We start from the raw sequence: 17,057 nt of genomic DNA, 5'->3' as shown, positions 1-17,057 counted from the left end.
ACGGCCATCACCGATCATCCGGTAGTCGCGTTTGTCATGAGTATTAGATGACAAATGTCATATTGTCGGTATTTGCCTGATAGGGTGTTGGCTTGACAAATTAATTAGTTTCACGAATAATGGACAAGTCCACTAATTTTCGAAAGGAGGTATTATCATCGAAACTTTCAGCTTAACCAAATTTATCGCCGGAATTTATCGTGAGTCAAAGAATAGCATCAACGACCAGCTAGCAACCCTAGACATTCGGGCGACCGAAAGTGATCTCTTGCTGGTCGTCTATGATTACCCAGACCAGACTCAAAAGATGCTTGCAGCCAACTTACGGCTGGACCCCAGTCTACTTGCACGCACTGTTCGTCATCTTGAAAGCCGGCAACTCGTGACCCGTTCACATGATCAAAACGATCAACGCCAGATTCACATTCGGTTGACCCCCGCCGGTGAAAAAATCGCCCTCAGTATCAAGCAGACTTTAAAAGACTGGTGGCATGACTTTTTCGTCGCTCATCCAGAAGTTGATGAGACGACCTTTACTGAACAATTACAACTCGTCTACTCAGGTTTGACCACTCACGGCGAACGTGACTGATTGTCGACACCTGAGAATGACCTCAAATAGGCTGGAATCACTCACCGTACCTGAGCATTTCATTAGGTACTGAACGATTCCAGTCAAATTAAGCACAAAGAGAAAAGAGATTGAAACCTTTTGAAACAAGTCATCAAACAATTTGCGGTATTAATTGCGGGCATTTTATGTATGTCTGCCGGTGTGGCGCTCTCAAAGCTGTCCCTGCTCGGTACTTCGCCAATTTCCAGCATTCCAAATGTTTTGAGTAACATCACCGGCGCCTCAATTGGCCAGGTTACCATTATCTTTATGTTCGTGTTGGTCTTCTTGGAAGCAGTCGTCCTGCGTCGTGAATTTTCATGGCGGAACTTGCTGCAGTTAATTCCGGGTTGCCTATTTGGCTGGTTTATTGACAACTTTGTCACCCTTTTCCAGCACTTGCCCAACCAAACCTATATCGCGCAACTGATTCTCGTCTTCATTGGTACGATTTTACTGGCATTTGGCGTTTTCCTGGAAGTCAATTCACACGCTATCATCATGCCCGGCGAAGGACTCCCAAATGCAATTGCGTTGATTCACCAACTGAAGTTTGCCAAAGTCAAAGTTTACAATGACTTTACCTTGATTGCCATTTCATTGATTTTAGCACTGACCTTCACACACTCTCTTGCCGGCGTGCGTGAAGGGACGTTGATCGCAGCCTTCTTGACTGGCCGCTTCGTCAACTTCTTCACTGAACACGCGCCTAACTTTGTGGAATGGATGCGACCGGCTGTGCATTAAGAATTAACCAGAACAAGACGACCTGTTTTGGGTCATCGCCTTGTCCTGGCTAATTTTTTGCAGTAACTGTGCCCTGTACCGTGATCAAAGCATGGTCAATTCTTCGTCGTTCAAAAAAAGCGCCTGACCACCAGCTCAGCTGACAGTCAGGCGCAAATATCTAGTTGTTATTCCAAGAAATCTTTCAATTGTTTGCTACGTGATGGGTGGCGTAACTTCCGCAATGCTTTGGCTTCGATTTGACGAATCCGTTCACGGGTCACACCGAAGACTTTACCGACTTCTTCCAACGTGCGGGTTCGGCCATCATCAAGACCAAACCGTAACCGTAAGACGTTTTCTTCCCGGTCAGTCAACGTATCGAGGACGCCTTCCAATTGTTCCTTCAAGAGTTCGTATGCCGCAGCATCCGCTGGTGAAGTTGCATCTTGGTCTTCGATGAAGTCACCAAGGTGTGAATCATCCTCTTCACCAATTGGGGTTTCCAACGAAACGGGTTCTTGTGCAATCTTCAAGATTTCACGAACCTTTTCAGTTGGCATGTCCATTTCGGCCCCAATTTCTTCAGGCGTTGGTTCACGCCCAAGGTCTTGGAGGAGTTGCCGTTGAATCCGAATCAATTTGTTGATTGTTTCAACCATGTGAACTGGAATCCGAATCGTCCGCGCTTGGTCAGCAATCGCCCGCGTAATCGCTTGACGAATCCACCAAGTGGCATAAGTCGAGAACTTGAAACCTTTGCGATAATCGAACTTTTCAACGGCCTTCATCAAGCCCATGTTACCTTCTTGAATCAAATCGAGGAATTGCATCCCCCGACCAACATACCGCTTGGCAATTGAAACCACCAACCGTAAGTTAGCTTCCGCTAATTCTTGCTTGGCTGATTCGTCACCTTGTTCGATTCGTAAGGCTAAGGCAACTTCTTCATCGGCGGTCAACAAGTCGACCCGACCGATTTCCTTGAGATACATCCGAACTGGGTCATTGATCTTAATACCAGAAGCAGAGCCTGCATCACTCAATTCCTTCTTCGAAACGGTCTTCACACTCTTGACCGCCCGTGCATCCGGATCACCCTTTTCGTCAACGACACTGATCCCAGCATCTTCAACTTTTTGCAATAATTTGTCGATTCCGCTCGCGTCTAACTTATAAGGCGCTGCGATTTTATCGGATAATTCATCATACTGAATACTACCGGACTTCTTGTAGTCCTTGATTAATGCTTTAACAGCCTTGTCGTATTCTGTCGTTGCTTTTGCCTTTGCCATGTAGTAGCCTCCTAGTTTCGTATGCATCTACTAGCACCCTAGTGAAAATACCGAGCCAACCTTAATTATAACACGTAAGCTAAAAGTAATCAGTTTGTTGTGCTTGTTGTTGTTTTCGATAGAGTTCAATGAGCGCTAAGGTTAATTGCTGAACCAGATCATGATTGCCAATTTGTTTAGCAGCCGTCAGTTCAGCCTTCTTCTGATTAATCTGTAATACCAGTGGTTGTTGGGTCATAATCACGTTGACTAAATCCGCAATTTCTTCCTTCGACGTTTCACTGGCAACATCCATGAATTCTAGACTGGTCACGACTGGTTGCAAGTCAGAATCAGCCATGAAATCCGTGAAGTTGCCCAAGTCAAATTGATTGTGCGTTTTAAAATAAGCCTCAGCATAGACAAAAATCTGCTGATAAGGGTCATGTACGAAATGGAAACCGGCAATCGCCATGACTCGCAACCAGACATCATGGTCATTGAGCAACCGGTATAACAAAAGTCGCTCTGCCTTTTCAACTCGACTTAAAGGTGCATTGTTGTTCGTCCCACCGTCGACCGTTGCCGGTGGTGGTGCGAGTGGCGCCGTCTCAGGTGGCGGCGTCATGTTTTGAGCACCACGACCACTGCGTTGCACGGCCTGCTTGCCGACCAACGACCGTAATTGCGATTTTAAATCGTTTTTGTCTAAATCAAATTCAGCAACCAGCTGGTTTAAATATAAATCCTGCTCAACACTCGACGATAACTTGGCCAGCCGTTCTAAGACTGCCTGTAAGTACGTCAGTTGGTCAGGCGTATTTTGTAAATTCAAATCGTGTTTTAAATACTGCATCTCGAAGGCGGTCGGCGTTTGCTTACCGTCCTCAAAGACCTGCACGAATTTGTCGCGACCATTGGCACGCAGGTATTCATCCGGGTCCATTCCATCCGGCATCTGGATCACACCCAGCGTTAAGCGACTATTGCCCCCTAATAATTTCAGGGCACGATCGGTCGCTTTTTGCCCGGGCATATCGCTGTCGTAACAGACGTAGAGCGTATCCGTGACTCGTTCGAGCATATAAATTTGCTCGTCTGTCAGGCTGGTCCCCATCGACGCAACGCCGTTCTGAATCCCAGAACGATAAGCCGCAATCACATCCATAAATCCTTCAAATAAAATGACGGATTTTTGTTGCCGAATCGGACCACGCGCCAAATCAAAGTTGAACAGTACCGAGCGTTTATTGAACAGTTTCGTTTCCGGACTATTCAAATATTTAGGCTCACTCGGTGACTGCTTTAAAATTCGACCAGAAAATGCGATGACGCGCCCGCTGGCATCCTTGATTGGAAATAAAACGCGGTCCACAAACCGGTCGCGTAAGTCCCCGTTCTGATTTTCAATGAACAATCCCGATTGCCGTAACAGCTGGTAATCCGTCTGATGTTCTTTGAAAAAATCCAGCAAGAGTTGATTGGCGGGCGCATACCCAATTCCAAAAGTTTGAATCGTCTCATCATCTAGGCCCCGCTCGTGTAAATATTTGAGTGCGGGTTCACCCAGTTCGGTATTGACCAAGATGTGTTGGTACATTTTCGCGCTATCCGCATACAGCTTGAGCAGATCCGCCTGTTGCTGATCTTTAGGTGCAGCCGGTTGCGATTGCGCGGTATAAGTTGCTGGCAACTCGATATGGCCAAAATCAGCGACCTTGACGACTGCTTCTGGAAAGGAAAGATTTTCGAGTTCCATAATAAAACTGAAGACATTCCCACCGCGACCACAACTGAAACAGTGAAAAATCTGTTTCTGTTCATTTACCGAAAACGATGGCGTTCGTTCTTCATGGAACGGACAGAGTCCAAATAAGTTCTTACCTGCTTTTTTTAACTGAACATATTGTCCAATGAAATCCGCAATATTAACGGCTGAACGGACTTGTTCAACCTTCTCTTCAGGAATTCGATTGGCCACTTTGCCACCCCATTTCTGCACACACCTGTCTGACAAACTAACCAAACCGTTGCGCAATCAAAAGTCGCATCATGAAAACGAGATGCGACTTTTGAACGTGCGAACTTTTACAGAATATATAGTACCACAAGTTTGACAGCAGTGCAATAATAAGTCCTGCTTATTAGACATATTTCTAGAATTTGTTATAAAAATACGTGTTGTCGTGTAATTCATTAGTATGAAATATGATTAAAACGTGCCGATTCTTAAGTTCGAAAACAGCCAGTTGCTTCCCTGAACTTTGCAAGTTGTCTCTAGTCGACTGAGATTACAAAGCTTTGAATTCTAAACGAAAGCTATTCTATCGCCTAACTAAAAGTCCGGTTGCTATTGAAGCTGTTAATAATCTTTAGACCATTTTCACGTATTTAAGTGCATGAATCATCATCGATACCTACTCAAAGGTTGCTTGAAGGACCAGTCGCCTAATACTCGTTGGTCAATTGCGCCGAGATAGGTGGTCGTTCATCCGCCATTCGAGCGTTTTCCCGACTGGAAGGGCTGGCTGACAATGCTCAAAGGCGAAATTCTTCTTGTCCGGGCGGTTTTCCCGGGCTAGAAGAAGACTCGTATTTGAAATTGCGCAGTGGGTTTCTGCGTGAGTTCAAATCGATGTCCGCCCTGTTCCAGCGTTGTCAGCCGGCCCTGTAAGTCGGACTAGGACGAATATTTGCTGACGAACAGTAAACCAACTAATGGCGCGTTTTAATCATGATTCATGACAAATAATCGACTAAAAAAAGAAGTCGCCACTTTTCAGCAACAACTTCCTAGTATTATCCCTCGTGAACGATTATTTCACAACTAATTGGTTCAAGTCACCCATGACATTGACCATTTGTGCAATCGTCAAGAGTTGTTTCAAGTGATTGTCACGAACTTGGTCGTCCTTGCTCATGACCATCGTTTGTTCGAAGTAATCCACGATTAGCGGCCGTAAGCTGGCTAATGCCGTGAACCGGTCCTCCATGGACATCGTTGAAGTTACTTTTTGTTTCAAGTCTTCAACGGCATCATACAACTTTTGTTCCGCGTCATTTTCAAACAAGCTTGGATCGACCGTCAAATCGCCAGCATCCAACTTCGCCTTAGCCGTGATCCGTAGCAACCGTGTAAAGGCTTCAATCGTATCCTTGAATTGTGGATCATCTTGATGCGCATTTAAGACGTCAGCTGCCTTGAACATTTCACGAATGTCTTGGCGGCTCCCCTTAATGACCGTATCCACAATATCATAACGTAATTTGTGATTACTAAACCATTGCTTGACCCGGTCCGTTAAGAAATCAGCGACCGGTGCCGTTTGCTTAGCGAAGTCCAGATTATAGGTCGCATCATTAGCAGTCAATTCTTTTTGAATAGCTGTTTCGATTTGACGAATTGGGAAGTCCCAACCTTGGTCACGCACGATTCGAACGATCCCAAAGGCTTGACGACGCAATGCAAACGGATCATTTGACCCACTTGGGGTTAAACCAACAGCGAAGAAACTTGAAATTGAATCAACCTTGTCGGCAATCGCAAGCACAGCCCCAACCTTGGATTTCGGCAAGTCGCCATCCGCACTAATTGGCATGTAATGTTCGCGAATCGCTTGGCCAACGACTGGATCTTCGCCCTTGAGCACGGCGTACTTATCGCCCATGACCCCTTGCAATTCAGGGAATTCGCCGACCATGCCAGTCACTAAGTCAAACTTGTAAATCTGGGCAGCACGATGCAACTGGTTCTTTTCAGTTTCAGTCAATCCAAACCGGTCAGCTAAGAAGGCGCTAATAACCATGACCCGTTGCATCTTTTCGTACATCGTCCCGATCTTGTCATGGAAGCTGACCTTCTTGAGTCGTTCCACGTATTCTTGAATCGAGTGTTGCTGGTCTTCATGATAGAAGAAGGCTGCATCTTCCAGCCGCGCAGTTAAGACTTTTTGGTTACCTAACGCCACGTTTTCAAGGTGATCCGTGTTCCCGTTTCGAACCGAAACAAAGTGTGGTAACAAGTTATCTTCCGTATCCGTGACGTAGAAGAACCGTTGGTGGTCACGCATTGACGTGATCAAGACTTCATCCGGAATCGTCAAGTACTTGGTATCAAAATCACCGGCGAAGGCCGTTGGAAATTCAACTAAGTTATTAACTTCTTCCAGCAAGTCTTCGTTAACTTTGATCTGCCAATCGTGGGCTTGTGCCAAATCGGCAATTTGTTCACGAATCTTGGTCTTACGCTTGTCAGCATCCGCAATGACTTGTACGCTCGCTAAGTCATCTTCGTAATCCAGCGCCGTCGCGATTTCAACGTCGTGGCCCAAGAAACGATGGCCACGGGAGACCCGGTCAGCGGTGACATCCAAAATTTCAACCGGCACGATTGCATCATCTAACAATGAAACGATCCACCGAATAGGCCGAATGTATTTGAAGCTAAACGTCGACCACTTCATCATCGTTGGGAAGTTCATCTTAGTGATGACGTCCTTGATACCTGCAGTCAGCACTTCTGCGGCCGTCTTGCCCGCCTTGAAAGTTTGAACGAAGACATATGGGGTACCTTTAACATCTTTGAAGACGATATCGTCCGTCGAAGCACCTTGACCCTTAGAGAAACCAATCGCAGCTTTGGTCCAGTTACCATCTGCATCCTGGGCAATCTTTTTAGCCGGACCGCGGACTTCTTTTTTCACATCCGCCTGCTTATCAGCCAGTCCTAACACTTGGACCGTCAAACGCCGTGGGGTTGAAAAAGTTTTGATGTCTTCAAAATCAAGCCGTGCGTCGGTCAAAAACTTGGTCATGCGTTCCTTAAGTTGTAACACACTCGGTGTAACGACGTGGGCCGGCAGTTCTTCCAAACCGATTTCTAATAAATAAGTTTTCGCCATTATTTCGTCTCCTCCTGTGCGTGTTTTAATAATGGGAAGCCACGTTTTTCACGTTGGGCCACGAATTCCTTGGCAATCGACTTCGCCATGTTCCGAATCCGGTCCAAGTAGCCAGCCCGTTCCGTCACTGAAACCATACCGCGCGCATCCATCAAATTGAAGGTGTGGCTGCACTTGAGACAGTAGTCATACGCTGGATGAACCAACCCATTTTTGATTTGGCGCTTGGCTTCCTTTTCATATTCATCAAATAACATTAACAATAAATCTTCATTGCTTTCTTCAAAGGCGTACTTGGAATTTTCAAACTCTGGTTCCAAGAAGATATCGCCATACTTAACGCCGTCGCCCCATTCCAGGTCGAACACGGAGTTGACGTCTTGAATGTAAGAAGAAAGCCGTTCCAAACCATAGGTGATTTCAGAAGTGACCGGATCCACTTCTAAGCCGCCGACCTGTTGGAAGTACGTGAATTGACTGATTTCCATTCCGTCCAACCAAACTTCCCAACCAACACCGGCACAACCCATGGATGGATTCTCCCAGTTATCTTCCACGAAGCGAATATCATGTTCGAGCGGGTTGATGCCTAGTTGTTCTAGACTTTGTAAATATAAGTCCTGAATGTTTTCTGGTGAAGGCTTCATGACCACTTGGAATTGGTGATGTTGATACAAACGGTTCGGGTTTTCCCCGTAACGACCATCAGCTGGCCGCCGGGATGGTTCCACGTAAGCGGCATTCCATGGTTCCGGACCGATTGCACGTAAGAACGTATACGGGCTCATCGTTCCGGCCCCTTTTTCTGTATCGTAAGATTGCATTAACATGCAGCCTTGATCTGACCAAAACTTCTGCAAGGTCAAGATGATCTCTTGCACTGATAACTTTTTGCTCATTATAATCCTCCCAAAAATTAGTGACTGAACGGCTGATGGCTTCGCATGGTGGTCCCATTTTCGACCAAAGATGGCACAAAAAAAGTCCCCTGTCGTCAACAATAACGACATAGGGACGATTGGTTTCGCGGTTCCACCCTACTTCTGAGTAACCTCAGCAGCTTAATTATACGGTATTAAAGCTCCGAAAGCGCCAATTAACGTCTTTGATTAGCCGTTTCACACCACCACAGCCTCACTGAAATCAAATTCCGTTAACCTTCTCTCATCAACACTTAACTATTCAGTTCTTCATCATCATAGCCGATGACTGCGCGTTTGTCAATCCTCACTCTTGCGCGGCGTGAGTGGTCGATACCAACTGCTCATCTGATCAATGAAACGTTTGGACTTCAACCGCACACCGACTGAGTTCTGATAAATTTCATCTAAAATTCGGCGCAACTCTGCCGCTGTCCGTGGCTTGACCTTAATTGAATGGACTTTGGCTAAATCTAATACCGAGAACTTCCGCAAGTAAAAAATGGCTGCCGCACTCGCATGCAAGCGGTGCGGGTCCAGATGCCAATGTTGCTGACATAACAGGCCACCATAGCTTTCAGAATAATCCAGTGGTAAGTCGGTACGGCCACAGACCGTGCACCAGCGTAGTTCCGGAGCAACTCCAAATGGCGCCAATAATTGGATTTCAATCACATTGGCGACCAAGGCTGGCGCGACATCTGCGTCAATCAATTGTAGCGCACTGGTCAATTGTTGGTACCAGCGCCCCACCGGTTCATTATCCGGAAACGCAACATCAATCAAGTTCATGACATAGGTGGCATAAGCGTTGAGTGCAATATCTTGGCTAATATGCTCAAAATACTGAACGTGCTTGACGCTATTAATATACGACAGCCCCTGATCACGCAAGTCACCGACATACTCACCCATGGTAAAGGGCAAGAGCTCTGCGGCCATTTTAAACCCACGACGACGGGCGCCACGAATGAAGAACATCTTCTTGCCATATTCGGCCGTCAAAAACTTGATGAGCATATCACGTTCGCGGTAGTCGCGTCGAAAAAGTAAAATACCATTAAAATTTGTGACCATCTGTTGGGCCATGCGATCACCTAACGATTCTAGTAGTCATCTTGCCGGTAGCCGTAGCTTGCCAGCAAGTCTTGCCGGTCCTTCCAATTCTCTTGGACCTTCACCCATAATTCAAGGTAGACCTTGTCTCCAAGCAAGTGTTCGATATCACGGCGCGCCATCGAGCCGATCTTCTTCAGCATGCTACCACCTTTACCGATGATAATGCCTTTTTGTGAGGACCGTTCGATAATGATCGTCGCTTGAACGTGAATCTTTTCTTCGTCCTGCCGTTTGATCGAATCAATCACGACAGCAGTTGAATGTGGCACTTCTTGGCGCGTCAATTCTAGGACTTTTTCACGAATCAACTCCGAAATAATGAAGCGTTCGGGATGGTCCGTCACTTGGTCAGAAGGATAGTATTGCGGACCTTCTGGCAACTGCTTTTTCAGGGTCACTAACAGTTCATCAACATTGTTACCTTCCAAGGCCGAAATTGGATAAACTTCTTTCCACGGCAACGCATCCTTGTACTGATCCATGATCTCTAGTAAGTGGTCAGGATGGACTTGGTCGATTTTATTAATCACCAAATAAATTGGCTGTTTGACATTTTTTAAACGGTCAATAATAAAGTTATCACCGGCACCACGGCGTTCGTCCGCGTTGATCATGAAGAGCACGGCGTCGACTTCACCTAATGTTGATAGCGCCGACTTGACCATGAAATCGCCTAAGCGACTGTGTGGCTTGTGAATGCCGGGCGTGTCAATAAAGACCATCTGCGTGTCTGCAGTAGTGTAAATGCCTTGAATCCGATTCCGCGTTGTTTGGGCCTTATCAGACATGATTGCGACCTTTTGGCCCACGACCCGGTTAAGTAACGTTGATTTACCGACATTCGGACGACCAATAATCGCCACAAAACCGGAATGAAATGCTTGTTGTTCTGCCATAATTAATTCCTTTCACTATTTGCCGAAGGAGCTACACCCAATCAGCCGAGCCAGTGACTGAGCACCAGCCAAAGTTTGGGCGCAAAGAGTATCAAACCGACGAGCACGGCAAACGCAGCCGCAAAGACAACTGCGCCAGCCGCGATATCTTTAATTTTTTTCGCTTGCGGACTAAACCTTGGGCCTGTAATCATATCTGAGAGATTCTCAGCAATCGTATTATTGATCTCACAGAGCATCACCAAAAAGATGGCGAGCGCCAGCCATAACCATTCGTTGACGGTCAAGTGAACCCACCAGCCAGCAATCAACGCAACAGCGCCCAATACCAGGTGTGTCCGCATATTCCGTTCTTCAATCACAACCGTTTTGAGCCCATTCCAAGCATGTAACCACGATTGCCAAAATGAATGGTTTTTCCCAACCTGAAGCCGGTCTGGTCTATTTTTCGAGCCCATAAGCATCCAAAATCTGCCGTTGTAGTGTGAACATTTCAGTTTCATCCGCTGGCTGTAGATGATCGTAGCCATTTAAATGCAAAAAGCCGTGAACCACTAAGTACCCTAATTCACGGGCTTCGGAATGTTGCAAAAAGGCGGCCTGTTCACTGACTTTATCAACGGAAATCATGATATCACCCAGGTTTAACGGCAGTTCTGCTGCCAGCTCCGGATCCATCACGATCAAGTCGTCATCATCGTCGTCGTGCATTGCAAAACTAATGACGTCGGTCGGGCGGTCAACGCCCCGATACTGTTCATTAATTTTTTGAATGTCATCATTATTCATTAGCGTCACGGAAACTTCCGTATCGTCCCGTAATTTTAACGTTTTGCCGGCCAAATCAATTAAATCACGAATGAGTTGTAATTGTTCTGGCTGGGCGCCCGCTGAGGTTTGATCATATAATTCTAAGTCCATAAGTGCCCCCTACCGTTGTTCCACCTTATCATATGCGGTGATGATTTTAGCGACGACTGGATTTCTGACCACATCATCCGCCGTAAACTTCACAAATGAAATATTACTGATACCACTCAAAATTTGCTCAGCTTGAATCAAGCCACTCTTGGTGTGACGTGGCAAGTCGATTTGAGAGATGTCGCCATTGACGATCATCTTAGCCCCGAATCCTAAGCGGGTCAAAAACATCTTCATTTGCGCATTAGTCGTATTTTGCGCTTCGTCCAAAATAACAAACGCATGATCCAGCGTCCGCCCCCGCATGTAAGCAAGCGGTGCAATTTCGATAATACCGCGATCCATCAACCGTTGGGTATGCTCAGCACCGTAAATATCATACAACGCATCGTAAATTGGCCGTAAATAAGGATCGACCTTTTCTTTCAGATCACCAGGTAAGAATCCCAGACTTTCACCCGCTTCAACAGCTGGCCTTGTCAAAATCAACTTCTCAACGTCGCCCCGTTTTAAAGCAGCAATGGCCATGACGACCGCCAAGTAAGTCTTCCCGGTCCCGGCTGGGCCAATGCCAAAGGTGATATCGCTCTTGGCCACCGCTTGCACGTACTGCCGTTGGCCAAAATTCTTCACGCGAATCGGTCGGCCCCGATTATCTTTAATCAACGTCTCTGAATAGAGGTCTTTAAAATAATCTAAGGTCCCGCGGTTCACCATCTTGATGGCACTAATCACATCCGGCGCACCGATTTGAATACCTTGTTTAATTAAACTCGTTAAATTATCTAGGACTGCTTGTGTGTTATGAACGGCTGCTTCATCATCACTACTAATCGTCATCTGATCACCGAACACGTGTAATTGGACATGCAACCCGTCCTCTAGTAATGCAAGGTGGGCATCCTCAGGTCCTAACAGTGCCACTGATTGGGCTGGATCAGCAATGAGAAATTTTTGTTCATATTTTGAGTTTTCGGTCAAAAACATGGACTCCTTTATTGACAGATTTAATTACCATTAGCTGGTAATGGCACCCGCGTTTAGCGTGATAACCGCGCTGATTTCGGCAGGTATTTGTTAGTTAATCATAGCATAAAAGCCCGCCTGCTACCAGCGCAAGGCCACCGTCCATTGGATTCGACAGGGCACACGCTTCCGAACATAAATGGTAACCGATTACGCATTGCGCTAGTGAATCTGTCATGAATCATGATTAAAGCATGCCAAGTTGGCGTCCTGTTCATCAGCCGAGGCGCGCCATATTCCGACCTCCGGGGCTGGCTGACAACGCTGGAACAGGGCGGACATCGATTTGAACTCACGCAGAGAACCACTGCGCAATTTCAAATACGAGTCTTCTTCTAGCCCGGGAACCCCACCCGGACAAGAAGAATTTCGCCCTTGAGCATTGTCAGCCAGCCCCTACAGTCGGGAACCCGCTCGAATGGCAGATGAACGGCCACCAATCTAGGTACAATTGACCACTCAATGTTTAGTAACCAGGACTTCAGGCAAAGCTTTAATCGGTATCGTTGATGCTTTATGGCATTTGAGTACTGAGAAGATTCCCGGAATATTATTCATTAATCTCAATTCCACTAATTTCAACGGTAACTAGCATTGAATTCAGTCTATAAAATGGCCGTCATTTAGAATTCAAAGTTTTGAAGTATCAGGCAACTAGAGAAGATGCTGACAAGTTCAGTGGTGTTGCTTGTCTGATAGTATGATTAAGAATGTTCAGCAATCATTAGACACCAGTCTGACAGTTCAATATCAAAATCCCCGTGGACCAAGGAACCAACGCCTAATCCAACAAGAAATCGGGTCCGCATATGTCCGCCTTTCGAATACCTGGAAGCCGGTGTAGGACGCGCCTACCACTGCATGTTTACGCGAACTCGCCTTGTTTCCAGCGGTTCTCAGCTGGCAGCACTTGAACTTAAAAAACAGCATGATTTAATCATCTATAATGCTAAATAACAACTAGCACAACGCGTACAGAATGGACGCCTTCAAACATACTGCTATCAACAGTCCGACTGTTGTCGTTATCACTGAAATTGTGACGGTTCAAACCGCCTTTTAGTGACCAACGCAACAATTCTCAGCGCACCAAAAAAGCCGAGGAATTAATCCCCGGCTAACCGTTAATTCAATAATGATTTAACTGTTTGGTTGATCAGCTTGCCATCTGCCTGGCCTTTAAGCTTTGGCATAACGGCCCCCATCACCTTACCGAAGTCACCTTTACCGGTTGCTCCGACTCGCTTGATAGTGTCCGCTACAATCTGTTGAACTTCTTCGTCCGACAATTGTTTTGGCATATACTTCTCAACAATTGCAATTTCTGCTTTAACGCCGTCAGCTAAATCCTGACGACCCGCATTTTCGAATTCACTTAATGATTCGCGCCGTTGCTTCAGTTCACGTGATAAGACGCTCACTTCTTCATCAGCCGTTAAATCATGGCCAGCGTTAATTTGTTCATTCATTACCGCTGACTTAAGCATCCGTATAACGCTGAGGGTTTGCTTATCGCGCGCCTTCATCGCAGCTTTCAGATCACCATTGAGCGTATCTAATAAACTCATTGGTTTCCCTCCTCGTTGGGTGAATTAGTAAACTACTAATTACTTGAAACGACGACGGTTCTTACGCTTACGTGCTGCTTCAGATTTTAACTTCTTCTTCACACTTGGTTTCTCGTAGAATTCCCGTTTGCGGTATTCTTGTAAAGTACCACTTTTTGAAACGGTACGTTTAAAGCGACGAAGAGCATCATCAAGAGATTCGTTTTTACGAACGACTGTTTTTGCCATGTTAAATTCCCTCCCTCCGAGCTCAAAAAGTAACCGTTAAATTATGCATACTTACACATAACGCAACTGTTCTAGTAAATTATACATAAATTGAAAAAGGCCGTCAACCAAAGTTTACAATTTCCTTAAAATAAATCCGGAAGCAGCCTCGATACTCCGGACAGTAAATCGTTTTCAAGACTGACGTGCTATGCTACACTAAGGTTATTATTGAACCGAAATGAGGTTATCATATGTCAGCAATTAAAGTCTTTATTTTATCAGATTCCATCGGTGAGACGGCGCATAACGTGGCACTCGCCGCAGCGGCCCAATTTTCAGACTATGAAATTCGTTATCAACGTTTTCCATTTGTCCGGACCGACTCGCTACTACAAACGGTGCTCGCCCAAGCACTCAAGGAACATGCAGCTATCTTCCACACCTTCGTGGACCGGCGCTTGAGCCAAGTCGTTAACCACTACTGCGAAGCACATGACTTGCCCTACTATGACGTCATCACGCCCGCGCTAGACACGTTCTCACAAATCACACACGTTCAGCCGTCGAATCATCCTGGGACGGTCCACGCGCTCAACACGAATTATTTTGACCGGATCAACGCGATTGAATTTGCCGTGACCTATGATGATGGTAAGAATCCGAGTGGCTTTCTGGAAGCCGACGTGGTCTTATTAGGGGTTTCACGGACTTCTAAGACACCACTATCACTCTACTTGGCCAACCGCAAATTAAAAGTCGCCAACTTACCGCTCGTGCCACAAGCCCAAATTCCCGACGAAATCTGGAAAGTGGATCCGAAGAAGATTTTCGGCTTGACTAACGATCCCGATAAATTAAATGATATTCGGCGTCAGCGGATGGTCCAATACGGCTTGAATCCCGATACGATGTATTCTAATACCGATAAAATCAAAGCTGAATTGGACTACGCCGATAAAATCTTCAAAAAGATTGGTTGCCTCGTAATCAACGTTGCCAACAAGTCGATTGAAGAGACCGCTACCTTGATTACTGAAAGTCTAAACACTGATGGCACTGGTGAAAATTAGACTTGGTTAATACAAAACCGTTGCCTTCATCATTTGAAGGTAACGGTTTTTTCGTGCCATCAATTAAGCGGCACACCACGCTAAAGCAAGTCGACGCCACCATCAACATGTAAGACTTGGCCCGTCACAAACTGGTTCTGCATCAAATACACATAGGCGGAAGCGACTTCAGCTGGCGTGGCCACCCGTTTCAAAGGATTGCCCTGACTAGCCGCGGCAGTCTGAGCCGATAACTGGTCAGCTGATAATCCACGCCAAAGCCCGGTCGGCGTCCATGTTGGTGCCACGGCGTTAACGCGGTGGTCTGGGCCCATCTCAACGGCTAACCCAGCCACCAGCGTATTGATGGCCTGATTCCCAACAATGGCGCCAGAAGCGTTATCCGGTCGACCACCCGCCCCAGAAGTCATGATGAGACTGCCATGCAGCGCCAAGTGCTGGCTAGCCAACTGGGCCAGTTGTAAATTTGCGAAGAACTTGTCTTCAATCGTTTTACGAATTGCCGCGACTGAATTATCTAAGAAGCCGCCACCCATGGCCCCACCAAGCATGGAAACGATATGGTCAAACTGTAATTGTGCAGTGAAGAACGCCGTCAATTGGTCGTGATCCTGTGCATCCAAAGCAGTTCCTGTCACGCGGTCCGGTGCTGCCAACGTCGTACAAGCAGCTTGAACATGCTCAGCTGCATGCCCAATCAGATGAACTTGCGCACCCGCTTGCAGCGCTTGCCGCGCGATTTCTAATCCAAACCCAGACGTTCCGCCGACGATTAAGACGCGTTGTTTGTTAAGTGTCATGATTAATTTCCTCCTAAATGAAAATAAAAACGATAATCGCAATCGATTATCGTTCAATTCTGATTAATTAACGTTGTGCTTCAATATCTTCAATCAAATGGGCATTAAATTGGCCCGCCCGAAGCATCGCGATTTCATATTTATACGGCGGTAGCTGATGTTTCTTATCTTCACCGACATACGGTGTTTCCAAAATCTTGCTGACTGCTTCCAGTTGTGGATGATGGGCGACATAATTGAGCGCATCAAATCCGATCGTCCCCATCCCAATATTCGTATGGCGGTCTTTGTGCGCCCCTTGGGGATTTTTGGAATCATTCAGATGGACCACGCCCAGCCGGTCTAACCCGATGACGTGATCAAATTCATTCAAGACACCGTCAAAGTCGTCCTTGATGGCATAGCCGGCATCACTCGTGTGACAAGTATCAAACGTTACCGATAATTTTTCATTATAAGTCACGCCATCGATCATTTGCGCCAACTCTTCAAACGTCCGACCAACCTCGGTGCCCTTACCAGCCATTGTTTCCAGCGCAATTTGCACGTGTTGTTCTGGCCGAATCACGGTATTGAGTCCCTTAACGATTTGGGCGATGGCTGCGTCTGGCCCCGCACCAATGTGGGCTCCGGGATGCAAGGTCAGTTGTGTCGCGCCAACCGCATCGGCCCGTTGAATTTCTTGGTAGAGAAATTCCGTCGCAAATTCAAAATAACCGGGCTTCTTCGTGTTACCGAGATTAACAATGTACGGCGCGTGGACCACGATTTGCTGCAAATCATTGGCCGCAATCACCGGCTGTGCCTCGTCAATCTTCAACTCTTCAATCGGCTTACGCCGGGTGTTTTGAGGTGCACCCGTATAAATCATGAACGTGTTGGCCCCATAACTCACTGCTTCGTTGGCTGACCCCAGTAACATGTCGGGTGCCTTCATCGAAACGTGTGACCCTAATCTCAACATTTTCGGTCCCATCCTTTACGCTAGTTTGACGTTACTGGTCTACACCTGA

The 17,057-nt window shown here is 46.5% G+C and carries 16 protein-coding genes; 3 read left to right on the top strand and 13 right to left on the bottom strand.

The genetic code is table 11. The features are described 5' to 3' along the window. Positions 1–268: 268 nt before the first annotated feature. Both MZO40_RS05940 and MZO40_RS05935 read left to right on the top strand, forming a co-directional pair. Complete coding sequence (locus MZO40_RS05940; protein ID WP_252133156.1) at positions 269–592, top strand: MarR family winged helix-turn-helix transcriptional regulator; 324 nt, start codon at positions 269–271, stop codon at positions 590–592. 120 nt (positions 593–712) lie between these two features. Continuing rightward, positions 713–1,360 carry a YitT family protein gene (locus MZO40_RS05935; RefSeq protein ID WP_105962070.1) on the top strand — a complete coding sequence of 216 codons (648 nt, stop codon included), beginning with the start codon at positions 713–715 and terminating at the stop codon, positions 1,358–1,360. A 167-nt stretch (positions 1,361–1,527) separates the two neighbouring features. Here MZO40_RS05935 and rpoD read toward each other — a convergent pair whose 3' ends face one another. The 11 genes from rpoD to rpsU form a co-directional block, all read right to left on the bottom strand. Beyond that, a complete protein-coding gene (gene rpoD / locus MZO40_RS05930) occupies positions 1,528–2,634 on the bottom strand; it encodes an RNA polymerase sigma factor RpoD (protein ID WP_003638904.1) in 1,107 nt (368 codons plus the stop codon). 79 nt (positions 2,635–2,713) lie between these two features. Beyond that, positions 2,714–4,594: a DNA primase gene (dnaG, locus tag MZO40_RS05925; protein WP_105962069.1), complete on the bottom strand. Its 1,881-nt coding sequence runs from the start codon at positions 4,592–4,594 to the stop codon at positions 2,714–2,716. Between the two features lie 835 nt (positions 4,595–5,429). Further along, the gene (gene glyS, locus MZO40_RS05920) at positions 5,430–7,514 is read right to left on the bottom strand and encodes a glycine--tRNA ligase subunit beta (protein WP_105962068.1); all 2,085 of its coding nucleotides are present in this window, start codon (positions 7,512–7,514) and stop codon (positions 5,430–5,432) included. Further along, on the bottom strand, positions 7,514–8,413 hold the full coding sequence (gene glyQ, locus MZO40_RS05915; RefSeq protein ID WP_050338529.1) for a glycine--tRNA ligase subunit alpha: 900 nt from the start codon (positions 8,411–8,413) through the stop codon (positions 7,514–7,516). The genes glyS and glyQ overlap by 1 nt, the downstream gene beginning before the upstream one ends. Positions 8,414–8,734: 321 nt before the next feature. Continuing rightward, the gene (gene recO / locus MZO40_RS05910; RefSeq protein WP_050338527.1) at positions 8,735–9,523 is read right to left on the bottom strand and encodes a DNA repair protein RecO; all 789 of its coding nucleotides are present in this window, start codon (positions 9,521–9,523) and stop codon (positions 8,735–8,737) included. A gap of 17 nt (positions 9,524–9,540) precedes the next feature. Next, positions 9,541–10,449, bottom strand: coding sequence for a GTPase Era (gene era / locus MZO40_RS05905; RefSeq protein WP_105962066.1), 909 nt, complete (start codon positions 10,447–10,449; stop codon positions 9,541–9,543). Between the two features lie 41 nt (positions 10,450–10,490). Then, a complete protein-coding gene (locus MZO40_RS05900) occupies positions 10,491–10,907 on the bottom strand; it encodes a diacylglycerol kinase family protein (protein WP_088771183.1) in 417 nt (138 codons plus the stop codon). Further along, a complete protein-coding gene (ybeY, locus tag MZO40_RS05895) occupies positions 10,891–11,370 on the bottom strand; it encodes an rRNA maturation RNase YbeY (protein WP_003638911.1) in 480 nt (159 codons plus the stop codon). Before ybeY ends, MZO40_RS05900 begins: the two co-directional genes overlap by 17 nt. A gap of 9 nt (positions 11,371–11,379) precedes the next feature. Continuing rightward, a complete protein-coding gene (locus MZO40_RS05890; protein WP_033619327.1) occupies positions 11,380–12,357 on the bottom strand; it encodes a PhoH family protein in 978 nt (325 codons plus the stop codon). 1,163 nt (positions 12,358–13,520) lie between these two features. Continuing rightward, on the bottom strand, positions 13,521–13,964 hold the full coding sequence (locus MZO40_RS05885; protein ID WP_105961712.1) for a GatB/YqeY domain-containing protein: 444 nt from the start codon (positions 13,962–13,964) through the stop codon (positions 13,521–13,523). Positions 13,965–14,003: 39 nt separating this feature from the next. Next, positions 14,004–14,192 (bottom strand): 30S ribosomal protein S21, encoded by a 189-nt coding sequence (gene rpsU / locus MZO40_RS05880; protein ID WP_003638914.1) that lies wholly within the window; start codon positions 14,190–14,192, stop codon positions 14,004–14,006. Positions 14,193–14,425: 233 nt separating this feature from the next. Between rpsU and MZO40_RS05875 the strand changes: the two genes are divergently transcribed. Next, positions 14,426–15,244: a pyruvate, water dikinase regulatory protein gene (locus MZO40_RS05875; RefSeq protein WP_252133155.1), complete on the top strand. Its 819-nt coding sequence runs from the start codon at positions 14,426–14,428 to the stop codon at positions 15,242–15,244. An 80-nt stretch (positions 15,245–15,324) separates the two neighbouring features. Here the strand turns inward: MZO40_RS05875 and MZO40_RS05870 are convergent, their stop codons facing one another. Together MZO40_RS05870 and MZO40_RS05865 are read right to left on the bottom strand one after the other, a co-directional pair. Next, a complete protein-coding gene (locus tag MZO40_RS05870) occupies positions 15,325–16,044 on the bottom strand; it encodes an SDR family oxidoreductase (RefSeq protein WP_105961710.1) in 720 nt (239 codons plus the stop codon). Between the two features lie 67 nt (positions 16,045–16,111). Next, positions 16,112–17,008: a deoxyribonuclease IV gene (locus MZO40_RS05865; RefSeq protein ID WP_082230229.1), complete on the bottom strand. Its 897-nt coding sequence runs from the start codon at positions 17,006–17,008 to the stop codon at positions 16,112–16,114. Between the last annotated feature and the right edge of the window lie 49 nt (positions 17,009–17,057).

Source organism: Lactiplantibacillus sp. B652 (assembly GCF_023806745.1).
Classification (GTDB): Bacteria; Bacillota; Bacilli; order Lactobacillales; family Lactobacillaceae; genus Lactiplantibacillus; species Lactiplantibacillus pentosus.
This window is presented reverse-complemented; position numbering and strand designations above follow the sequence as displayed.

Coding starts and splice junctions, on each gene's coding strand:
- rpoD (WP_003638904.1), bottom strand. CDS start 2,634: ATGGCAAAGGCAAAAGCAACGACAGAATACGACAAGGCTGTTAAAGCA.
- glyS (WP_105962068.1), bottom strand. CDS start 7,514: ATGGCGAAAACTTATTTATTAGAAATCGGTTTGGAAGAACTGCCGGCC.
- glyQ (WP_050338529.1), bottom strand. CDS start 8,413: ATGAGCAAAAAGTTATCAGTGCAAGAGATCATCTTGACCTTGCAGAAG.
- recO (WP_050338527.1), bottom strand. CDS start 9,523: ATGGCCCAACAGATGGTCACAAATTTTAATGGTATTTTACTTTTTCGA.
- era (WP_105962066.1), bottom strand. CDS start 10,449: ATGGCAGAACAACAAGCATTTCATTCCGGTTTTGTGGCGATTATTGGT.
- MZO40_RS05900 (WP_088771183.1), bottom strand. CDS start 10,907: ATGGGCTCGAAAAATAGACCAGACCGGCTTCAGGTTGGGAAAAACCAT.
- ybeY (WP_003638911.1), bottom strand. CDS start 11,370: ATGGACTTAGAATTATATGATCAAACCTCAGCGGGCGCCCAGCCAGAA.
- MZO40_RS05890 (WP_033619327.1), bottom strand. CDS start 12,357: ATGTTTTTGACCGAAAACTCAAAATATGAACAAAAATTTCTCATTGCT.
- MZO40_RS05885 (WP_105961712.1), bottom strand. CDS start 13,964: ATGAGTTTATTAGATACGCTCAATGGTGATCTGAAAGCTGCGATGAAG.
- rpsU (WP_003638914.1), bottom strand. CDS start 14,192: ATGGCAAAAACAGTCGTTCGTAAAAACGAATCTCTTGATGATGCTCTT.
- MZO40_RS05875 (WP_252133155.1), top strand. CDS start 14,426: ATGTCAGCAATTAAAGTCTTTATTTTATCAGATTCCATCGGTGAGACG.
- MZO40_RS05870 (WP_105961710.1), bottom strand. CDS start 16,044: ATGACACTTAACAAACAACGCGTCTTAATCGTCGGCGGAACGTCTGGG.
- MZO40_RS05865 (WP_082230229.1), bottom strand. CDS start 17,008: ATGTTGAGATTAGGGTCACACGTTTCGATGAAGGCACCCGACATGTTA.